Source organism: Aeromonas sp. Marseille-Q5825 (genome assembly GCF_946892685.1).
Lineage (GTDB): Bacteria > Pseudomonadota > Gammaproteobacteria > Enterobacterales > Aeromonadaceae > Aeromonas > Aeromonas rivipollensis.
Map to the genome: position 1 here is coordinate 1 of NZ_CAMPOU010000005.1, position 17,781 is coordinate 17,781.

At 59.6% G+C, this 17,781-nt stretch carries 14 protein-coding genes; 7 read left to right on the forward strand and 7 right to left on the reverse strand.

The genetic code is table 11. The features are described 5' to 3' along the window. Positions 1–477: 477 nt before the first annotated feature. On the forward strand, positions 478–1,671 hold the full coding sequence (locus OC537_RS14425) for an NnrS family protein (protein ID WP_262112256.1): 1,194 nt from the start codon (positions 478–480) through the stop codon (positions 1,669–1,671). A gap of 3 nt (positions 1,672–1,674) precedes the next feature. Here OC537_RS14425 and OC537_RS14430 read toward each other — a convergent pair whose 3' ends face one another. Continuing rightward, entirely contained in the window at positions 1,675–2,244 is a 570-nt protein-coding gene (locus OC537_RS14430; protein WP_262112258.1) for a helix-turn-helix domain-containing protein, read from the reverse strand. Between the two features lie 116 nt (positions 2,245–2,360). Here OC537_RS14430 and OC537_RS14435 point away from each other — a divergent pair, with 116 nt between their 5' ends. Beyond that, complete coding sequence (locus OC537_RS14435; protein WP_163149467.1) at positions 2,361–3,512, forward strand: benzoate/H(+) symporter BenE family transporter; 1,152 nt, start codon at positions 2,361–2,363, stop codon at positions 3,510–3,512. Positions 3,513–3,659: 147 nt separating this feature from the next. Continuing rightward, a complete protein-coding gene (locus OC537_RS14440) occupies positions 3,660–4,724 on the forward strand; it encodes a DUF3103 domain-containing protein (protein ID WP_262112264.1) in 1,065 nt (354 codons plus the stop codon). Positions 4,725–4,790: 66 nt separating this feature from the next. On the opposite strand, the gene metF is transcribed toward OC537_RS14440, so the two are convergent. Beyond that, positions 4,791–5,687 carry a methylenetetrahydrofolate reductase gene (metF, locus tag OC537_RS14445; protein WP_025328549.1) on the reverse strand — a complete coding sequence of 299 codons (897 nt, stop codon included), beginning with the start codon at positions 5,685–5,687 and terminating at the stop codon, positions 4,791–4,793. Between the two features lie 327 nt (positions 5,688–6,014). Between metF and OC537_RS14450 the strand changes: the two genes are divergently transcribed. Then, positions 6,015–6,809: a GNAT family N-acetyltransferase gene (locus OC537_RS14450; RefSeq protein ID WP_171276969.1), complete on the forward strand. Its 795-nt coding sequence runs from the start codon at positions 6,015–6,017 to the stop codon at positions 6,807–6,809. Between the two features lie 77 nt (positions 6,810–6,886). Here OC537_RS14450 and OC537_RS14455 read toward each other — a convergent pair whose 3' ends face one another. From OC537_RS14455 to OC537_RS14465, 3 genes are all read right to left on the reverse strand, one after another. Further along, positions 6,887–8,332: an ABC transporter substrate-binding protein gene (locus OC537_RS14455; RefSeq protein WP_171276970.1), complete on the reverse strand. Its 1,446-nt coding sequence runs from the start codon at positions 8,330–8,332 to the stop codon at positions 6,887–6,889. Between the two features lie 8 nt (positions 8,333–8,340). Continuing rightward, positions 8,341–10,320, reverse strand: coding sequence for a methyl-accepting chemotaxis protein (locus OC537_RS14460; RefSeq protein WP_171276971.1), 1,980 nt, complete (start codon positions 10,318–10,320; stop codon positions 8,341–8,343). 200 nt (positions 10,321–10,520) lie between these two features. Beyond that, positions 10,521–11,132 carry an OmpW family outer membrane protein gene (locus OC537_RS14465; protein WP_025328553.1) on the reverse strand — a complete coding sequence of 204 codons (612 nt, stop codon included), beginning with the start codon at positions 11,130–11,132 and terminating at the stop codon, positions 10,521–10,523. A 324-nt stretch (positions 11,133–11,456) separates the two neighbouring features. Between OC537_RS14465 and OC537_RS14470 the strand changes: the two genes are divergently transcribed. Beyond that, positions 11,457–11,582: a hypothetical protein gene (locus tag OC537_RS14470; RefSeq protein ID WP_005328766.1), complete on the forward strand. Its 126-nt coding sequence runs from the start codon at positions 11,457–11,459 to the stop codon at positions 11,580–11,582. Positions 11,583–11,753: 171 nt separating this feature from the next. On the opposite strand, the gene uvrA is transcribed toward OC537_RS14470, so the two are convergent. Both uvrA and OC537_RS14480 read right to left on the reverse strand, forming a co-directional pair. Continuing rightward, positions 11,754–14,582 carry an excinuclease ABC subunit UvrA gene (gene uvrA / locus OC537_RS14475; protein WP_111911710.1) on the reverse strand — a complete coding sequence of 943 codons (2,829 nt, stop codon included), beginning with the start codon at positions 14,580–14,582 and terminating at the stop codon, positions 11,754–11,756. A gap of 94 nt (positions 14,583–14,676) precedes the next feature. Next, entirely contained in the window at positions 14,677–15,315 is a 639-nt protein-coding gene (locus OC537_RS14480) for a LuxR C-terminal-related transcriptional regulator (RefSeq protein ID WP_162472085.1), read from the reverse strand. A 518-nt stretch (positions 15,316–15,833) separates the two neighbouring features. Between OC537_RS14480 and OC537_RS14485 the strand changes: the two genes are divergently transcribed. Next, positions 15,834–16,409: a single-stranded DNA-binding protein gene (locus tag OC537_RS14485; RefSeq protein WP_139744800.1), complete on the forward strand. Its 576-nt coding sequence runs from the start codon at positions 15,834–15,836 to the stop codon at positions 16,407–16,409. A 160-nt stretch (positions 16,410–16,569) separates the two neighbouring features. Beyond that, positions 16,570–17,763: a site-specific integrase gene (locus tag OC537_RS14490; protein WP_262112279.1), complete on the forward strand. Its 1,194-nt coding sequence runs from the start codon at positions 16,570–16,572 to the stop codon at positions 17,761–17,763. The last annotated feature ends 18 nt before the right edge of the window (positions 17,764–17,781 follow it).

Sequence of the window (17,781 nt, forward strand, 5' to 3'; positions counted from 1 at the left end):
TTCAGCGGCTCAATGAATTGCTGAAATAAACTGTGACAACCGAAGTTGTCTTGGTCACTTCACCAGACATTGAAAATCAACAAAATTGTTTGATGTTCGATGCTGTGAGTGCCCACACAGATTGCTTGATTCAAATTGTTAAAGAGCGTCACGCTTATCGCGTTGAGGAGGCGCATATTACGCCCCTCACTTCGAAAGTCAAGCGGTTGTTTTCGCTTTTCTTTCGGCGCCCACTTCGCTAGGAAGCTGGCTCATCAGTTCGGCGTGTTCCGCCGTGCTGGTAGGGGCGCATTATAGGGAGCCGCGCCGGGATGACAAGGGCTTTTTCACCTTCATCGCTCGTTCGCTCAGTTCTGCAGCAAGACGTTCTTTTTTTGCCCACAGCCCCGCCCGAAACACCATTCCCTGGATTTAAATTGAACATTTGAAAAGCCATTTTATAATTGGCTTTTCAAATGTTCAATTAAGGTTGCTCTCATGCACCAGATCCTCGATAGCCACAAGGAAGAGCAGATAGTCCCGCTGTTCCGCTTGGGGTTCCGCCCCTTCTTCCTGCTCGGAGCCCTGTTTTCCTGCCTGGCCATGCTGGGTTGGCTAGGACAGCTTAATAACTGGTTCGCCCTGCCCGGTATTGGCAATCCCATCTGGTGGCACGCTCATGAGATGTTGTTCGGCTTTGGCGCCGCCATAGTTGCGGGGTTTCTGCTGACTGCCGTCCAGAACTGGACGGCTCATCCCGGCGTTCGCAGCTGGCCATTGGCGCTGATCGTGGGATTGTGGGTGCTGCCAAGGTGCCTGCTCCCCTGGCTTGGAGAAGACAATCTCATCCTGATGGCACTGGATCTGGCCTGGTTGCCGCTCTGTGCCTGGTTCCTCGCCAAGCCCGTCATCATGACGCGCCAATGGCGCAACCTCTTCTTTGTCCCCCTGCTCCTCATATTGACTCTGCTCAATGGCGCCAGCTGGTTATGGCGAGATGAGTGGAGCGCAGTGGAACATCTGCTCATCACGACGGTACTGCTGTTCACCACCCTGATCGCCGTGATGGGCGGACGTGTCATTCCCTTCTTTACCGCCAGAGGCACGGGTCAGGAGAAGGCGCCTCCCAGCCCTTGGCTGGAGCGCGGGGCCTTGGCCTCTCTCTGGTTGATCCTGCTGCTATGGCTGCTGCCTGACTCATGGATCAACTCTCTATATATGGTGCCTCTATATATAGTGGCGGCCGGCTTGCACCTGGGCAGGCAACTGCGCTGGCGACCCGGCACCACCCTGGCACAGCCCCTGCTATGGTCGCTGCACCTGGCTTATCTGTTTATTCCCCTTGGCCTGCTCGCCCTTGCGGCCCAGGCTGCGGGGCTGTCCCTCAGCTTGTCGCTCGCCAGTCACCTGCTCAGTGCTGGCTGCATGGGGACCATGATCCTCGGGATGATTGCCAGGGTGTCACTCGGTCACAGCGGCAGGGCCCTGCACGTCGGGCGCAGGATAACCCTGGCATTCGCGCTGGTGATCTTCTCTGCCTTCGTGCGGGTCTTGCTCCCTCTGTATTGGCCCAGCTTGACGCTGACGGGATGGAACCTGAGCGGCTGGAGCTGGATAGCGGCCTATGGCCTGTTTGTCTGGGTTTACACCCCCATCCTGACCCGCCCCAGAGCGGACGGTCGTCCGGGTTAGCCATCAGGGGCGAGTGGCGGGATAGTGGATCAGGTTGTGGAAAACGGCCGGGGCTATTCCCAGATTGCGGTAACCGTGGGGACGGTCGGCGGCGAAGCGAACGGCTTCCCCCTGATCCAGTGAACGCCACTGCCCATCGACCAGCAGCTCCATCGCCCCGCTGATGACGATGACATGTTCGGTCACCCCGGGCTCATGGGGTTCAGATTCCCGCTGATAGCCGGGTAGCAGGGTCAACTCGAACAGCTCGAAACCGAACCGGCCTTCATAGGGAAACAACGGCGCCACCTGCATGCCTTCGCCCGCCGGTTGCTGGCGAATGTCATCGGCGATGCGATAGAGCGTCTCCCCCGTCACTGCCGGGGTCGGCTCGATAAAGCTGGAGAAGGAGACCCGAAATCCGGTGGCTATCTTCCACAGGGTCGCCACCGTCGGACTGGATTCCCCCCGCTCTATCTGCCCCAGCATGGCCTTGCTCACCCCGGTCTCGCGGGCAGCCACATCCAGACTCCACCCCAGTTCGGCGCGCAGCCCTTTCAATCGCTGAGCCAGATGCCGATTCATCTCCTGCATACGCCCTCTCCCGAATGCTGCATCTTCACCTTGTGCGCTATAACGCACGACGCTATAGTCAAAGCCATATTGTACGCAATAACGCACAAGCTATCAGCATACACAAGGATGTCGCTATGCCCTTTGCTCTCCCTCACCTGGTCGCAGGCCTTATCGCCGTCCTGGTTGGCTATACCAGTTCGGTCGTACTGATCATTCAGGCGGCTACCGCCGCCGGCGCCGATGCAGCCCAGGTATCCTCTTGGCTATGGACGCTGGGTATCGGCATGGGCGTGAGCTGCATCGGCCTCTCTCTCTATTACCGCATCCCCGTGCTGACCGCCTGGTCAACACCGGGGGCCGCCCTGCTTATCACCAGCCTGGGCAATTTCAGCCTGGCGGAGGCCATAGGCGCCTTCATTATCTCCTCATTGCTGATCACCCTGTGCGGCATCAGCGGCTGGTTCGACAGGCTGATGCGCCACATCCCGGCCCCCCTGGCCGCCGCCATGCTGGCCGGGGTGTTGCTCAGATTCGGGCTGGACCTGTTCAAGGTGGCCCCCCAGGATCCCCTGCTGCTTGGCGCCTTGCTGCTGGCTTTCTTGCTCGGCCGCCACCTCTGGCCCCGCTATACCATGGTGCTGGTGCTGGCCACTGGCATGCTGCTCTGCGCCCTGAGGGGTGAGTTGCAGCTGACTGAGATCCACTGGCAGCTCTCCAGCCCGGTGTGGATCTCCCCAACCTTTTCCATCAACGCCATGTTGGGGATAGCGCTGCCGCTGTTCCTGGTCACCATGACGTCGCAAAACATGCCCGGCATCGCGATCCTCCGTGCCCATGGTTATCAACCGGCCACCTCCTCCCTGATCGGCTGGACCGGCCTTACCGGTCTGCTGCTGGCCCCGTTCGGTGGTTACGCCTTCAACCTGGCCGCCATCACGGCCGCCATCTGCATGGGCAAGGAGGTGGATCCCGACGCCGCTCGCCGCTGGCCCGCCGCCGTGTGGGCGGGTTGCTTCTACCTGCTGACCGGTTGCTTCGGGGCGACTGTGGTCGCCTTGTTCAGCGCCTTTCCCACTGCGCTGGTGACCTGCGTGGCCGGGCTGGCACTGCTCGGCACCATAGGCAGCAGCCTGCACGGGGCGCTGCAGCAGGATGAAGAGCGGGAAGCCGCGCTGCTCACCTTCCTCATCACGGCCTCGGGGATCAGCCTGCTCGGTGTCGGTTCCGCCTGCTGGGGATTGCTGGTCGGCGTGGCGCTGCATCAAGTCAACCGACTCCGCGCCTGACCTGACCATCTGGGGAGACCCCAGTGAGACACAGCACATAATTCGGCAAGAATGGTTCACAGGCGAACCCCATTCCCGTCTAGTGAGGAGGAGGCGCAGATTCTTCCCGATACGCGCCTCTGTCAGACTCAATACTGGAGAAGAAGAATGAGGAATCAGGCTGTCATTTTATTGCTGACCCTGCTGGGCACCGCCAGTGCCCATGCCGCCGACACTGACAGGGAGCTGGCACGCCAGCTCGCACTGCAGCAGAAGAATCTGTTGCCCCTGCTCGCCAATCAGGAGTACCAGAGTCCGCTGCCCAACCTGCTGCAAAAGGCGAGCCCACGCCTCAAACGGCAGGCCACCGATGCCAATCAGGCCGCCATCAACCGGCAAGGACTGGAGGGTGAAGTCAAACAACTGATGCAGTTGCGACTGGCCAACCCCGAGCAGGCCAATGCGCTCAAGCAGGGAACAGAGCCGCTGATTGCCTACGTGCCGAGCGGCGATGAGAAGAGCTGGAGCGCCATCGAAGCCTTCGATGGCGCCGGCAATCCGGTCTACCTCGATGTGAACCAGCCACCGGCGCGACCCGTGCTGGTAGTGGAGGCCGATCCCGTCAAGGCCAAGAATGCCGGTCTGAAGGTGATGCGCAAGGCGCTGGCTGCCGCCGACATGCAAGTAGCCCCCCGTGCTGCCGGCAACACGGCGCCCCTCAAGACCAGCATTCTCAAGAAGATCAGGCTCAGCGATGATCAGGAGCCCTGGTTGCTCGGCACCGCCGAGGTCTACGCCGTCGTGGCCGGGGTCAATCCCGGCCGGGACGAACCCGTGGTGGACATAGTCGACATGCCCTACCTCGACTATGACAACACGGATTACAACCCGAACCAGATCCTGGTGTACTGGGATCGCTATCGCTGGGGCGCAGTCGACCTCGTCATGATGGAGCAGGATGACAACGTCAACTACAAGGAGCTGAGCGCCCTGCTGATCGAGGCGCTGAAGCTCGGCTTCACCGCCGGCGGCGTGCCGGAGGCCCTCCCCTTCCTCGATCTCGGCGGCCGCATCGTCAAGGCGCTGCCCGACTCCTGGATGACCAACAACGACGACTACCTGGACACCTTCTACACCCTGGAGCAGGACCAGAGCTACCACCAGTATCCCGGCGCCGCCGGCAATGCGGTCATCACGCTGGAGCCCAAGGAGATCCAGCCGACCAGACCCTGATCATCACCCATAGCAAAAAGCCAATGAGGCAACTCATTGGCTTTTCTCGTTTCTGACTGATGGGGATCAGGCCTGGCCTTTCGGCCTGACTCCCAGGGTATGGCAGATGGCGTAGGTCAGTTCGGAGCGGTTCAGGGTGTAGAAGTGGAAGTCCTTCACCCCTTCCTGACTCAGCACCCGCACCTGGTCGATGGCGATGCTGGCCCCCACCATGTTGCGGGTCATCTGATCGTTATCCAGCCCCTCGAACCGCTGGTGCATCCAGCGCGGGATCTTCACGTTGGTAAAGCCGGCAAACTTGTTGAGGGTCTGGAAATTGGAGACCGGCAGTATCCCCGGCACTATCTCGGCATCGATGCCGATGGCGGCGCAGCGATCACGAAAGCGCAGATAGGTCTCCACATCGAAGAAGAACTGGGTAATGGCACGGTTGGCGCCGGCATCTATCTTGCGCTTGAGGTTGAGCAGGTCGGACTGCGCGCTCCTGGCTTCGGGGTGGCCCTCCGGATAGGCGGCCACCGAGATGTCGAAGTCGGCCTCGGACTTGAGCAGGGCGACCAGATCGGTGGCATACATGTCCGGCTTGTCGAGTCCGGGGGGCAGGTCACCGCGCAGTGCCACTATGTGACGAATGCCGCTGTTCCAGTAGTCACGGGCAATGGTTCTCAGCTCGTCGCGGCTGGCATCGATACAGGTCAGGTGCGGTGCGGCGATAAGACCGGTGCGCTCCTTGATGTCCTTGATCACCTTGTGCGTACGATCCCGGGTGCCCGAGTTGGCGCCATAGGTCACGGAGACAAACTTGGGTTCCAGCACCTGCAGTCGTTCGATGGATTGCCAGAGGGTATTCTCCATCCCTTCACTGTTGGGGGGAAAAAACTCGAAGCTGACCGAAATGTTGTTACCCAAGTCAGCCAGACTCTGGTTGAGTGCCTCGACCTGACGCGCGCTGTGAAATCCCATCTGCTCTCTCCCTGTCCTACAACCGATTCCTGTACGTCAAAACGGATGTTTGGACGTCTAAACGTCTTTCTATCTTTATGAGAAAACGGATCAAAGTCAACATCGATTTGCCCACGAAGGCGGGATAAACGATTTTTTTTATTTTGCAATTCGACCCAAGTAACGGCGGGCCCCATCCCAAAATGGCCTCAGGCACGCTATGATGCGGGCGGATCGTCCTGGACGTTCTGAATCTGCGTGTGATTGTTTGGCCGGGTTTCCCGGCCTTTTTTTAACTTCTCTCCCTCCCTGCCGATAATCAATTCAAGCATTTGCAGGAGCCTTGTCATGGAAGATCACCCCGGTTTTGCCACCGATTTGCTGTTCGATCGCTATCAGGGCGAGGTGACGGACCATGAAGGGTTCTGGGCCGTGCGCACCCCGACAGCCCCGGATTACTACTTCGGCAACTATCTGCTGCTCCCCACTCCGCCCAGCGACCGCGACAAGGGTTGGCTCGAAGCCAGCTTCGACAAACTGATCGGCCAGGATCCCAAGATCCGCCATCGCACCTTCCAGTGGCCGCTGGCCGAGGGACAGAACAGCCGGGTCGCCGGCTTCGTGGCGGCGGGATACCAGTACATGGAGTGCGTGGTGCTGGCGCTGGGGGCGGTCGATTGGCAGGCCCCGAGCGACCAGGATCTCGCTCCGGCCCGCCCCTTCACCCCCGCCGACTGGGATGACTGGCTGACCCTGGAGCTCGATGACAGGGACTCGGGCCATGGGGAGGCGAGCTACCTTGCCTACCTTCAGTCGCGGCGCGACCTCTATCAGGCCATGATCGCCGATGGATTGGGACAATGGTGGGGGATCTGGCAGGGGGAGCGTCTGGTGGCCAGCTGCGGCCTCTTCTTCACCGGCACCATGGGGCGCTTTCAGCTGGTACGCACCCATCAGGATTGGCGCAACCGGGGCCTTTGCCGTCAACTGCTGAGCCAGGTCGCCCGCCAGGGGTTCGAGCGGGCCAGGCAGCTCATCATAGTGGCCGACGAGCACTACCACGCCCAACGGGTCTACCGCGCCCTGGGCTTCGTTCCGGTGGCGCGCATCGGCAGCCTGTGCCGCTGGGCTCAGCAGCCGTAGGTGTCTGACACAGTAGGCGTCTGGCGCAAATAAAAACGGGAGGCTGATGCCTCCCGTTTTTTTCATGGTACAGCCCTTCAGGGCTGCGGCGCTTCCAGCTCGCTGGCCAGCGCCTGCTCGACGTCGGTCGAGGCCGCCGCTGAGGGGGCAACAGCCGCGGGCACGGGGGACGCATTCAGCTCGGTCGAGATGGCCGCGGATGGCGCAGCGATGACAGACTCAACCGTGGCGGGAGCGGCAGAGACGGCGGCGGGAACCGCGCATTGGCAGTCCAGGGCCTTGGCCTGCTGGCCCTGATGAGGGGCGTACCAACCCTTCAATCCCTGCTCCAGCCGATCGGCGGCGGCTTGCGGCGCCATGGTGCCGAGCAGCACCCCCTGGCTCACCTCGGCCAGCTCATCCCCCAGCTTGGGGGTGCCGCGAGAGAGGATCTGGGTGGCGACCCGGATGGTGGAGTCACACTGATCCCGCCACTCCATCATCTCTTTGGCCGCCGGGTTGGTGGCCTCGAAGAAGTGGTTTGAGAGGGAGAAGAACCCCGGCAGCGAGTTGGTATAGAGCTCGGCAAACTGGGAGGTGGTCAGCCACTGCAGGAAGGTCATGGCGGCCTCCTTGTTCTTGCTGGCCGGGTTCATCCCCATGCCGATGTCGGTGTGATCGGTAAAGAAGCAACCATCACCCTGTTTGGCCACAGGGGGGCGCATGACACCGAAGTCCACCTTGCCGGTGAAGGGGGCTATCTCCCAGGAGCCGGCCGCATAGAAGGCGGCCTTGCCGGAGGTGAACAGCTCGTTGGTGGTGGCGTAGTCACGACCCTCGCCCCCCTCGCCGAGATAGGCACGCCAGCGGGCCAGTTCCTCGAACACCTTGACGTATTGCGGGTTGTCGAGCCGCTCCTGGCCCGCGATCAGCGCCAGCCGGCCATCCTCCCCTTTCCAGTAGTTGGGGCCTATGTTCTGGAAGCCCAGCTCGGAGGCGACCCAGCTCTCACTGCCACTCATGGCCAGCGGCACATAGCGGCCATCCGCCTTCACCTTGTCGAGCACGGCGAAGAACTGGTCCCGGGTCTGCGGCACCGCCAGCCCCAGCTCGCTGAAGATCTGCTTGTTGTAAAAGAAGCCGTGAATGACGGAGGCCATGGGCACGCAGAAGGTCTGGGCGCCGCTATCGGTCTGCCAGGGGGACTGGGCGAAGCTCGGGAAGTTCTCCATCCCGGCCATCTCGCTCAGCTCCGCCAGGTGGCCCGCCTTGAACAGGGCCAGGGAGTCGTCGAACGGACGGCAGGTGATGAGATCCCCGGCCTTGCCCGCTTTCAGGCTGGCCCAGAGGGTCGGCATGTATTCGACGTTCTGCACCCCGTTGAAGCTCACCTGGATGCCTGGGTGAGCGGCCTCGAAGGCGGGAATGATCTTCTCCTCCCACAGGGCCTTGTCATCTATCCGCCAGCTTTCGATCACCAGCTCGCTGGCCATCAGCTGGCCACACAACAGGAGACTCAGGGCCCCGATCCACTTGTTAGCCATAAGTCCTCCTACACCTTGAAATGAGCGATCAATTGCTGCTGCTTGGCGACCAGTTCCGCCAGCACTTCACTGCTGCCTGCCGATTCACGGGCCTCCCGTTCGGTCTCGTAGGCCACGTCCGCAATGCCGGCGATATGACGGGCCACCCCCTGACTGACCGAGATCTGTTCCTGGGCCGCATGAGCGACCTGATCCGCCATCGACTTGATGGCACTCATCCGCTCGGCAATGGATTGCAGCGCCTGATCCATGGCCCGGGTCTGCGACACGCAACCCTGGGTCTGCTCCTGGCTGCGGGCCATCACCTCCACCACATGCTTGCTGGAGCTCTGCAGGTTCTCGATCATGGCCTGGATCTCCTCGGTCGAGGTCTGGGTCCGGTTTGCCAGCGCCCTCACCTCGTCCGCCACCACGGCAAAGCCGCGGCCGGCATCACCGGCCCGTGCAGCCTCGATGGCCGCATTCAGTGCCAGCAGGTTGGTCTGCTCGGCAATGCTGCGGATCACATCCAGAATGCTGCCGATGTTGTTGCTGAACTCCCCCAGCTTGTGGGTGATGCCGACCGCCTCCTCCATGGCGCCCGCCAGCTGTTCGGTGATCTGGCGCGTGGTCGCCACCTGCTTGCGACCGGCGCGTGCCTCCTCGTCGGCCAGATCCACCTCGCGCTTGGTACCATCGGTGGAGCGGGCCACCTCGGTGGCGCTCACTTCCAGCTCGGTGATGGCGGCGGCGACCTGGTCGGTCTGGCTCTTCTGATCCTGTACCCTGGACATGGCGCGCTCGCTGATCTCGGCGGCGCGGCTCGCCTCCTCCACCAGATGGCGGGAACCGGCGTTGATCTGGGAGAGCAGCTCCCCCGTCTTGTCCGCCAGGGTGTTGATGGAGCGGGTCAGACTGCCGAATTCACAACGGCTCTGGTAGTCGATGCGCCTGGTCATGTCCCCGGTGGCCATGCGATCCAGTGCCCGATCGATCAGCTGCAACGGGCGCTGTATGCTGCGCGCCGTGGTGTAACCGATGATGAGCGCGGCGGCTGCGGAGATGGCGGAGACGATCAGGATCCAGAAGCTGGCACTGCTGACGGCGTCATCGGCCCCGATCCGGCTCTGGCTGGCGATGCTGCCCGCCGACTTGCCCATCTCGTCCAGCAGCGCCAGGCTGTTGACCAGGCTGGTATCGAGCTGCTGATTCAAGGTTTGCAGCGATGCCGCAAGCTGCTGGGCATGACGCATGGTGGCCAGCAGCCCCTGCGGGCCGAGCGCCAGCTCCTGCATCCTGTCCAGATTGACGACGAAGCGCTGCCTCACATCATCGGGCACCAGCACACGCTCGAGCCGCTTGCGCGCCATCTCTATATCCTTGGCGAGCACCTTCTCCAGTTCGTTGAGATCTGTCTTGGCGTCGGCCCGACGGATGTTCTTCAGATCCCGGGCTATGCCGGAGGTGATGAGTTCGGCCTTGTTACGCATGGAGCGCTTGCTGGCGGTCTGCTGCAACAGCAGATCGGCGGCCCACTGATAGGTATCTTCCAGCCGGATAAAGGCCAGCTCCAGCTCATGACGCCGATTGAGGGCGGCTATCCACTGGCCATGCTGGCTCAGCACCTGATCCGCCAGACCGTAGAACTCCCGGGTGGCCCCATCTACCTGACGAAAGCGCTCGCCCGCCTCGGCCACGTCGTTGAACCTGGCCATCTCCTGGCTCTGGGCCAGGAAGCGCGCCTGCTGCGCCTTGAACTGGCTGGCCAGCTGCGGCAATTGAGTGGCATCTTCGCTGGTCCTGTAGGTCAGCACCCAGCGGTTGCTGTCCTGAAGGGCTCCCTTGAGCCCGGCGACGGCGATCACCAGGGGAGTGGCACGATCCGATACCTGGGAGAGCCCCTCATTGATTCCCCGGATCTTCAGAATACTGATGAAGCCCAGCAGAACCAGCAGCAGCAACATCAGCACAAATCCGGCGATGATCCGCTGCACGATAGATAAACCCATGGAGACATCCTCACTCGTTGGGAAATAAAGGGGTGAACGCAGAGGCTATCGGCAAGTTGAGGCAATGGAAGAGCAATAAGTGACGCCATGAGGGGCCGGATCACGGTTATTTACCCGAGCCGGACAGAAAAGGGCCCGAACAGAGCCGGGCCAAAGAGACATGCTTGGTTGTCATGGCCTTGTGGCGGCCAACCTTGTCATCAGAAGCGGTAGCCGACGCCGAACATGAAGGCAACCGGATCTATGGAGGTATTGATGGTGCCCACTGCGGTGTGCACGTCGGTGTCGATGTCGATGAGCCAGGCGGAGGCGTTGACGAACCAGCGGTCGTTGATCGCCATGTCCAGGCCCACCTGACCCGCCAGCCCCCAGGAGGAGTCAACGCTCACATCCGTGCCCGCCAGGGCACCACGGCCCTCTTCATCGAAGAAGGTGGTGTAGTTGATGCCGGCACCGACATAGGGACGCACCTTGCTGTTGGCGTCCCCGAAGTAGTACTGCGCCATCAGGGTCGGCGGCAGGTGCTTGACCTTGGCGACCTCACCCAGCCCCGGGGTCGACACCGAGTGGGAGAAAGGCGTCGCCGCCAGCAACTCGACGCCCCAGTTGTCCGTCAGCATGTAGGAGAGGGTCAGCCCCAGCTGCATATTGCTGTCGATATCCAGTTCGCCGGTGCCCAGAACGTCGTCACTGCTGGTCTGGGGAGAGACGAAGGCCAGGCCGCCACGCACCAGGATGTCACCGGCCTGGTGAGCCATGGCGGCGGGGGAAGCAAAAGCGGCTGCGATCAGGAGAGGAAGCACTTTTTTCATCACATAATTCCTTTTTGTTTTCTTTCTATGTTGTAAGCCCGAAAACTATAAAAGGATGTGAATGGACGGTTATTGATTTAGCTCAATAGTTATCAAGAAATAGATGGATGTACACAGCAGCTTCAGATAACCAAAAAACTGACAAATAACACCTGAAAATCATTTAAATACAGACAGTTGAAATATAAATACGCAATGACATCCGATTTAAAATAGCAACCAAATACACCTTAAGGGTGCCCATATTCCCATTTCTCTGTTGTTTAATGATGCCGGCCAGCGTATTTTATTAAAGCAATGTAGCCATGCTGTAATTTAATCTTTATGAAACCACAAACACGCAAAGACAAAATCATCGGCATCCTGGCAGCCATCTGGGGCATAGGCTCCTTCCTGTTTATCCTGCTCGGTTTTCTGTTCGCCCTCGCCTTCCTGATGCTGGCCCACTGACACCCCAGAGTCACCGCCCGGTGACGGGCTTGCCCTGCCCGACCCAATGCGGCATTCAGCCAGTCTCAGTGTCTGCAACCGCCGCTGGCGGATCCCGAGAAAAGCTCCCTCCCTCCCACGGCGATCGCCCACAAAAAAGGGGCCGAGGCCCCTTGTCTGTCTGACTTGCCCTTACTTGTTCAGCAAGGGGGCCAGGAAGCGCGCCGTGTGCGACTCCTTGCAACGGCTCATCTCCTCCGGCGTGCCGGTCACCAGGATGCGGCCACCACCGGCGCCCCCTTCCGGTCCCAGATCAACGATCCAGTCGGCGGTTTTGATGACGTCCAGGTTGTGCTCGATGATGACTATGGTGTTGCCCCGATCCCGCAGCTGGTGCAGCACCTTGAGCAGTTGCTGGATGTCGTGGAAGTGCAGGCCCGTAGTCGGCTCGTCCAGGATGTAAAGAGTCTGGCCGGTATCGCGCTTGGAGAGCTCTCGCGCCAGCTTGACCCGCTGCGCCTCGCCCCCCGACAGGGTAGTGGCCGACTGGCCGAGCCGGATGTAGGAGAGGCCCACATCCATCAGGGTTTGCAGCTTGCGCGCCACCGCAGGGACGGGGTCGAAGAATTCGCGGGCATCTTCCACCGTCATCTCGAGGATCTCGTGGATGTTCTTGCCCTTGTACTTCACCTCCAGGGTCTCGCGGTTGTAGCGCTTGCCCTTGCAGACGTCGCACGGCACATAGACATCCGGCAGGAAGTGCATCTCCACCTTGATGACGCCATCCCCCTGGCACGCCTCGCAGCGGCCCCCCTTGACGTTGAAGGAGAAGCGACCCGGCAGGTAGCCACGTGACCGCGCCTCCTGGGTGCCGGAGAGCAGCTCGCGGATCGGGGTGAACAGACCTGTATAGGTGGCCGGGTTGGAGCGCGGAGTTCGACCTATGGGGCTCTGATCGATATCCACCACCTTGTCCAGGTGCTCCAGCCCTTCCACCTCGCGATAGGGTGCCGGGGTGGACTCTGTCGCCTTGTTCAGCTCCCGGTGGGCGATGCGGAACAGGGTGTCGTTGATCAGGGTCGACTTGCCGGAGCCTGAGACCCCGGTGACGCAGGTCATCACCCCTATGGGCAGATCCAGGTTGACGTTGCGCAGGTTGTTGCCGCTCGCCCCCTTGAGTTTCAACCACTTGCCGGTGAGCGGCGTGCGTTCATCAGGAATGGCGATCTGCTTGCGGCCGGAGAGGTAGTCACCGGTCAGCGAGGCGGGGTTGGCGATGATCTCCTCCGGCGTCCCCTGCGCGACTATGGCGCCGCCGTGTACGCCAGCCCCGGGGCCTATGTCGAGCACATGGTCGGCGAGGCGGATGGCGTCCTCGTCGTGCTCCACCACTATGACGGTATTACCCAGATCGCGCAGGTGGGTCAGGGTCTTGAGCAGCCGCTCGTTGTCCCTCTGGTGCAGGCCGATGGAAGGCTCATCCAGCACATACATGACCCCCACCAGACCGGCGCCGATCTGGCTCGCCAGCCGGATCCGCTGCGCTTCGCCGCCGGAGAGGGTCTCGGCGCTGCGCGACAGGCTCAGATAGTTGAGGCCCACGTTCACCAAGAAGCCGAGCCGCTCGACTATCTCTTTGAGGATCTTCTCGGCAATCTGGGCGCGCTGGCCGCTCAGGTTCAGCCCCTCGAAGAAGGCCAGCGCATCGCCGATGGACTGCTCGGCGATGGCCGGCAGATTGCGGTTGTCCACGAATACGTGGCGCGCCTCTTCCCGCAGCCGGCTGCCACCGCAGCTGGTGCAGGACTTGTTGGCGATGTACTTGGAGAGCTCTTCCCGCACCGAGTTGGATTCGGTTTCCCGGTAGCGGCGCTCCATGTTGTGCAGTATTCCCTCGAACGGGTGCTTGCGCACCACCACATCGCCGCGATCGTTCATGTAGCGGAACTCGATCTCGGTGCGGCCGGAGCCGCGCAGGATCACCTCCTGGGTCTTGACCGGCAGATCTTCCCAGGGCGCCTCCAGATCGAACTTGTAGTGCTCGGAGAGGGATTTCAGCATCTGGAAGTAATAGAAGCTGCGCTTGTCCCAACCCCGGATGGCGCCACCGGCCAGGCTCTGGCTCGGATCGTGGATCAGCTTGGCGGGATCGAAGTACTGCTGCACCCCCAGGCCGTCGCAGGTGGGGCAGGCACCGGCCGGGTTGTTGAAGGAGAAGATGCGCGGCTCCAGCTCCGACATGGAGTAGCCGCACTCGGGGCAGGCGAAGTTGGCGGAGAAGATCAGGGGAGCGACACCCTCCTCTCCGTCCATGGGAGCCACCAGGACTATGCCGCCGGAGAGGGTCAGTGCCGTCTCGAAGGATTCGGCGAGGCGCAGTGCCAGGTCATCGCGCACCTTGAAGCGGTCCACCACCACTTCGATGGTGTGCTTCTTGTGCAGCTCCAGCGAGGGAGGATCGGAAAGATCGCACACCTCCCCATCGATGCGGGCGCGGATATAGCCCTGGGCCGCCAGGTTCTCCAGCAGCTTGCTGTGCTCCCCCTTGCGATTGCGCACCACGGGAGCCAACAGCATCAGCTTGGTGCCTTCGGGCTGGGCCAGCACCTGATCCACCATCTGGCTGATGGTCTGGGCGGCGAGCGGGATGGCGTGGGTCGGGCAACGGGGTTCACCGACCCGGGCAAACAGCAGGCGCAGGTAGTCGTAAATTTCGGTGATGGTGCCGACGGTCGAGCGCGGGTTGTGGGAGGTGGACTTCTGCTCGATGGAGATGGCAGGCGACAGCCCCTCGATATGGTCCACGTCCGGCTTCTCCATCAGGGAGAGGAACTGGCGGGCATAGGCGGAGAGAGACTCCACGTAGCGGCGCTGGCCTTCGGCATAGAGGGTATCGAACGCCAGGGAGGACTTGCCGGAACCTGACAGGCCGGTGACCACGATCAGCTTGTCACGGGGCAGAGTCAGGTTGATGTTTTTGAGGTTGTGGGTGCGGGCACCCCGGATCACGATTTTTTCCATCTTGTTGCGCGCTCGATACGGGAACCAGAGCGGGCCAGTATGGCATAGAGACTACTGGATGAATAGACAGGCTTTTATCATCCCATCCCGGCTCTCAGAGATACTCCTTGGCCCAGCTCACCGCCTGCAGGCGGTTCTTGACGTTCAACTTCTTGAACACGTTATAGAGGTGGGACTTGATGGTGTGCTCGCTCACGAACAGGCTGTCGGCGATCTCGGTATTGGAGGCCCCGGTCATCAGGTGGCGGACTATCTCCTGCTCACGGGCCGTCAGCAACGTCTGGTTGCGCAGGGGCTGGCCGCTCCCCTTGCGGTAGTAATCCACCAGATCGCACAGCAGATGGCGCGGTATCCAGTACTCCCCCTGCAGCACCTTGCGGATGCCGATCACCAGCCGATCCAGGTTGTCCTGGCGGAAGAAGAGCCCGCTGGTGTGGGGCCACATCAGCAGCAGCTCCCTGTCCGTACTGGTCGGGGCGTTGAGCAGCACGGCACTGGCCTCGCCGAAGCGGCTGCAGATGGCCTTGCTCCAATCCGCCTGCTGGGCCGACTTCAGATAGTCCAGATCGATCAGCAGCAGCGTCTGGGCAGAGGTTTCGGCGGGTTCGGGCAGGGCCTCTATCTCCCCCACCAGCAAAATGGACAAGCCAAGCTGTTCGCTGAGGTGACGCTGGAAACTGCTGGCTTGTGCATTATTTTCGGTGATCAGCACTAAGGGGTATTCGGGCGTCATCAAGAGAACTTCCTTGCACATTCGAGTCGGGGCTTTTCGGCAAGGAAGAGTACCAATCCCCCTCCTGGCTGCAGCATTAAAAAAGTATTAGACGCCGCTGTGATTCCTTTGAAGCTCAGCAATTTTCCAACCAATACAAATGACTAGCACACCCCCCCCATTTGGGGGGTTAAGTAGTGCCGACCAGCACCATAGCAGGCCTTGGCCGTCGATGCAGCACTTGGCCCCGTCGTCCCCTTGCTGGTGGGGCCATACCTCGGGTAAGTTACTCGAACCCCAGCGGCGGGGTTTGGTGCTCGCCGGGACAGGAAGGTGTGCGCTCATCTCCGCCAACTGGTATTATTGCGGGCAAACGCTGCGGCGGATGGCCGATAAACGCGTCGGTTGAATCTGGCACAGCCGTGACATGCGTGAAGATGAGGTCCATCCGTGGCGCGCATCTCATTGCAAACAAACGACATATTGAATGGGACCAGGCATTTGGCCTGGCCGGTATACATAAGGGTGGAAGAGAGATTATGGCCAGTCGAGGCATCAACAAAGTCATTCTGATCGGTAACCTGGGGCAAGACCCGGAAGTGCGCTACATGCCGAGCGGCGGTGCCGTGACTAACATCACCCTGGCCACCTCCGACACCTGGCGCGACAAGCAGACCGGTGAGCAGAAAGAGCGTACCGAGTGGCACCGTGTGGTCTTCATGGGCAAGCTGGCCGAAGTGGCGGGCGAGTACCTGAAGAAGGGTTCCCAGGTCTATGTCGAAGGCAAGCTGCAGACCCGCAAGTGGCAGGATCAGGGTGGCCAGGAGCGTTACACCACAGAAGTGCTGGTCGACAGCTTCACCGGCGTGATGCAGATGCTGGGTGGCCGTCCGCAAGGCGGCGCCGGCCAGGGCATGGGCGGTCAACAATCCCAGGGCAACTGGGGCCAGCCGCAACAGGCAGCCCCCCAGCAAGCGATGCAGCGCCCGGCCGCAGCCCCGCAGCAGAATATGCAGCCACAGGGTGGTTACAGTCGTCCGGCCCAGCAGCCGCAGTCTGCACCGCCGGTCTACAACGAACCGCCGATGGATTTCGACGACGATATCCCGTTCTAGGACGGGTTTTTTTGAAATGTAAAGCATCATGTAAAGAAAAATGCCTAAAAACCCCGATATTTCGGGGTTTTTTCATTTTTAAACATGTAAAGATTGCTCATTCTGAAAGCTCGGAGTATACATTAGGGGTAGGTGTCTAAAAGTGTAAAGGAATGATGCAGTGAAGCTCAGAACCGTCAACATGAAGCAGTACAATGAACGCAAGTATTTAATCGTTGATGAGAAAGGACTCCCCATCCCAAGGCTATGTGAGTTCACTCTGACACACCTGTATGGTGCGGAAAAAACACAGGAGAATAATGCAAACCACCTAATCCATATCGAACGATGGGCAGCAATGCTAAAAGTAGATCTAGCGGAAATTGTTGCTGGCACAGGGTTTGCTGATACTGGCTTATACCAAAGTTTTCTCAAACACCTTGAGCATCACTCATACGATATCAACGGAGCAAGACCCCTCCGGCCAGATATTGTTAGTCCTGATTATTTCAATCAACGCCTTGACCTAGTATTGGTTTACTTTCAATTTTTAGCCGATAAAGCAATTTCCAAGCGCCGTAATACAGATCCTCTATTCCATCAAATACCCAAGATGATGGAAAGACTTCAAGCAAAACTAGCCAAGCTAAGAAGACCAAAGACAGATCCAGGCCGCGTCCTTGGATTGTCATTAGTCCAACAAGCAACACTGTATGATGTCATGGAAATGCCAAGTTTGCTTGGCTGGAATAAAGCTACTCAGTTACGTAACAAGCTCATTCTTAGGTTGCTTTTAGAAACAGGAATTAGGAAAGGTGAACTACTATCACTTACAACATCAAACTGCCATACGAGCAAGCTGGTTCATGGTGTTTACCCATTTATCCTGACACAGCAGAATGTCGAGCATGACGATCCTCGTGGTAGAACACCTCGCGAGAAAACAGTTGGCCGGATCATACCTATTTCATTTCCTCTAGCGTCACTGATTGATGAATATAAACAGGCCAGAAAATCTCTTGGCGACTCTGCCATGAAAAGCCCTTATTTACTCTTAGCGACAACCAAGCCACATAATCCGCTATCAATTGCTGCATTGGATGATGTTTTCTCAAGTATCAAGAAGAAGATTTTAGAGTTGTCAGATATTCACCCTCATAAATTAAGACATACTCTTTTTGAAAATCTTGACAGAATGCTCACCAAAATGGGAATTGATGCAGCTCAACAGAAAAAGCTAAAAAATAATGTTGGGGGGTGGACGTATAACTCAGATAGTAGTCTAATATATGAAGCTGGTTCAATAATGGAACAATGCAACCTAGTTCTAAACCAACTCCATGCAGAAATGGAATCACATAGAAAATTATCATAATAGATTGCCGAGGTGCTG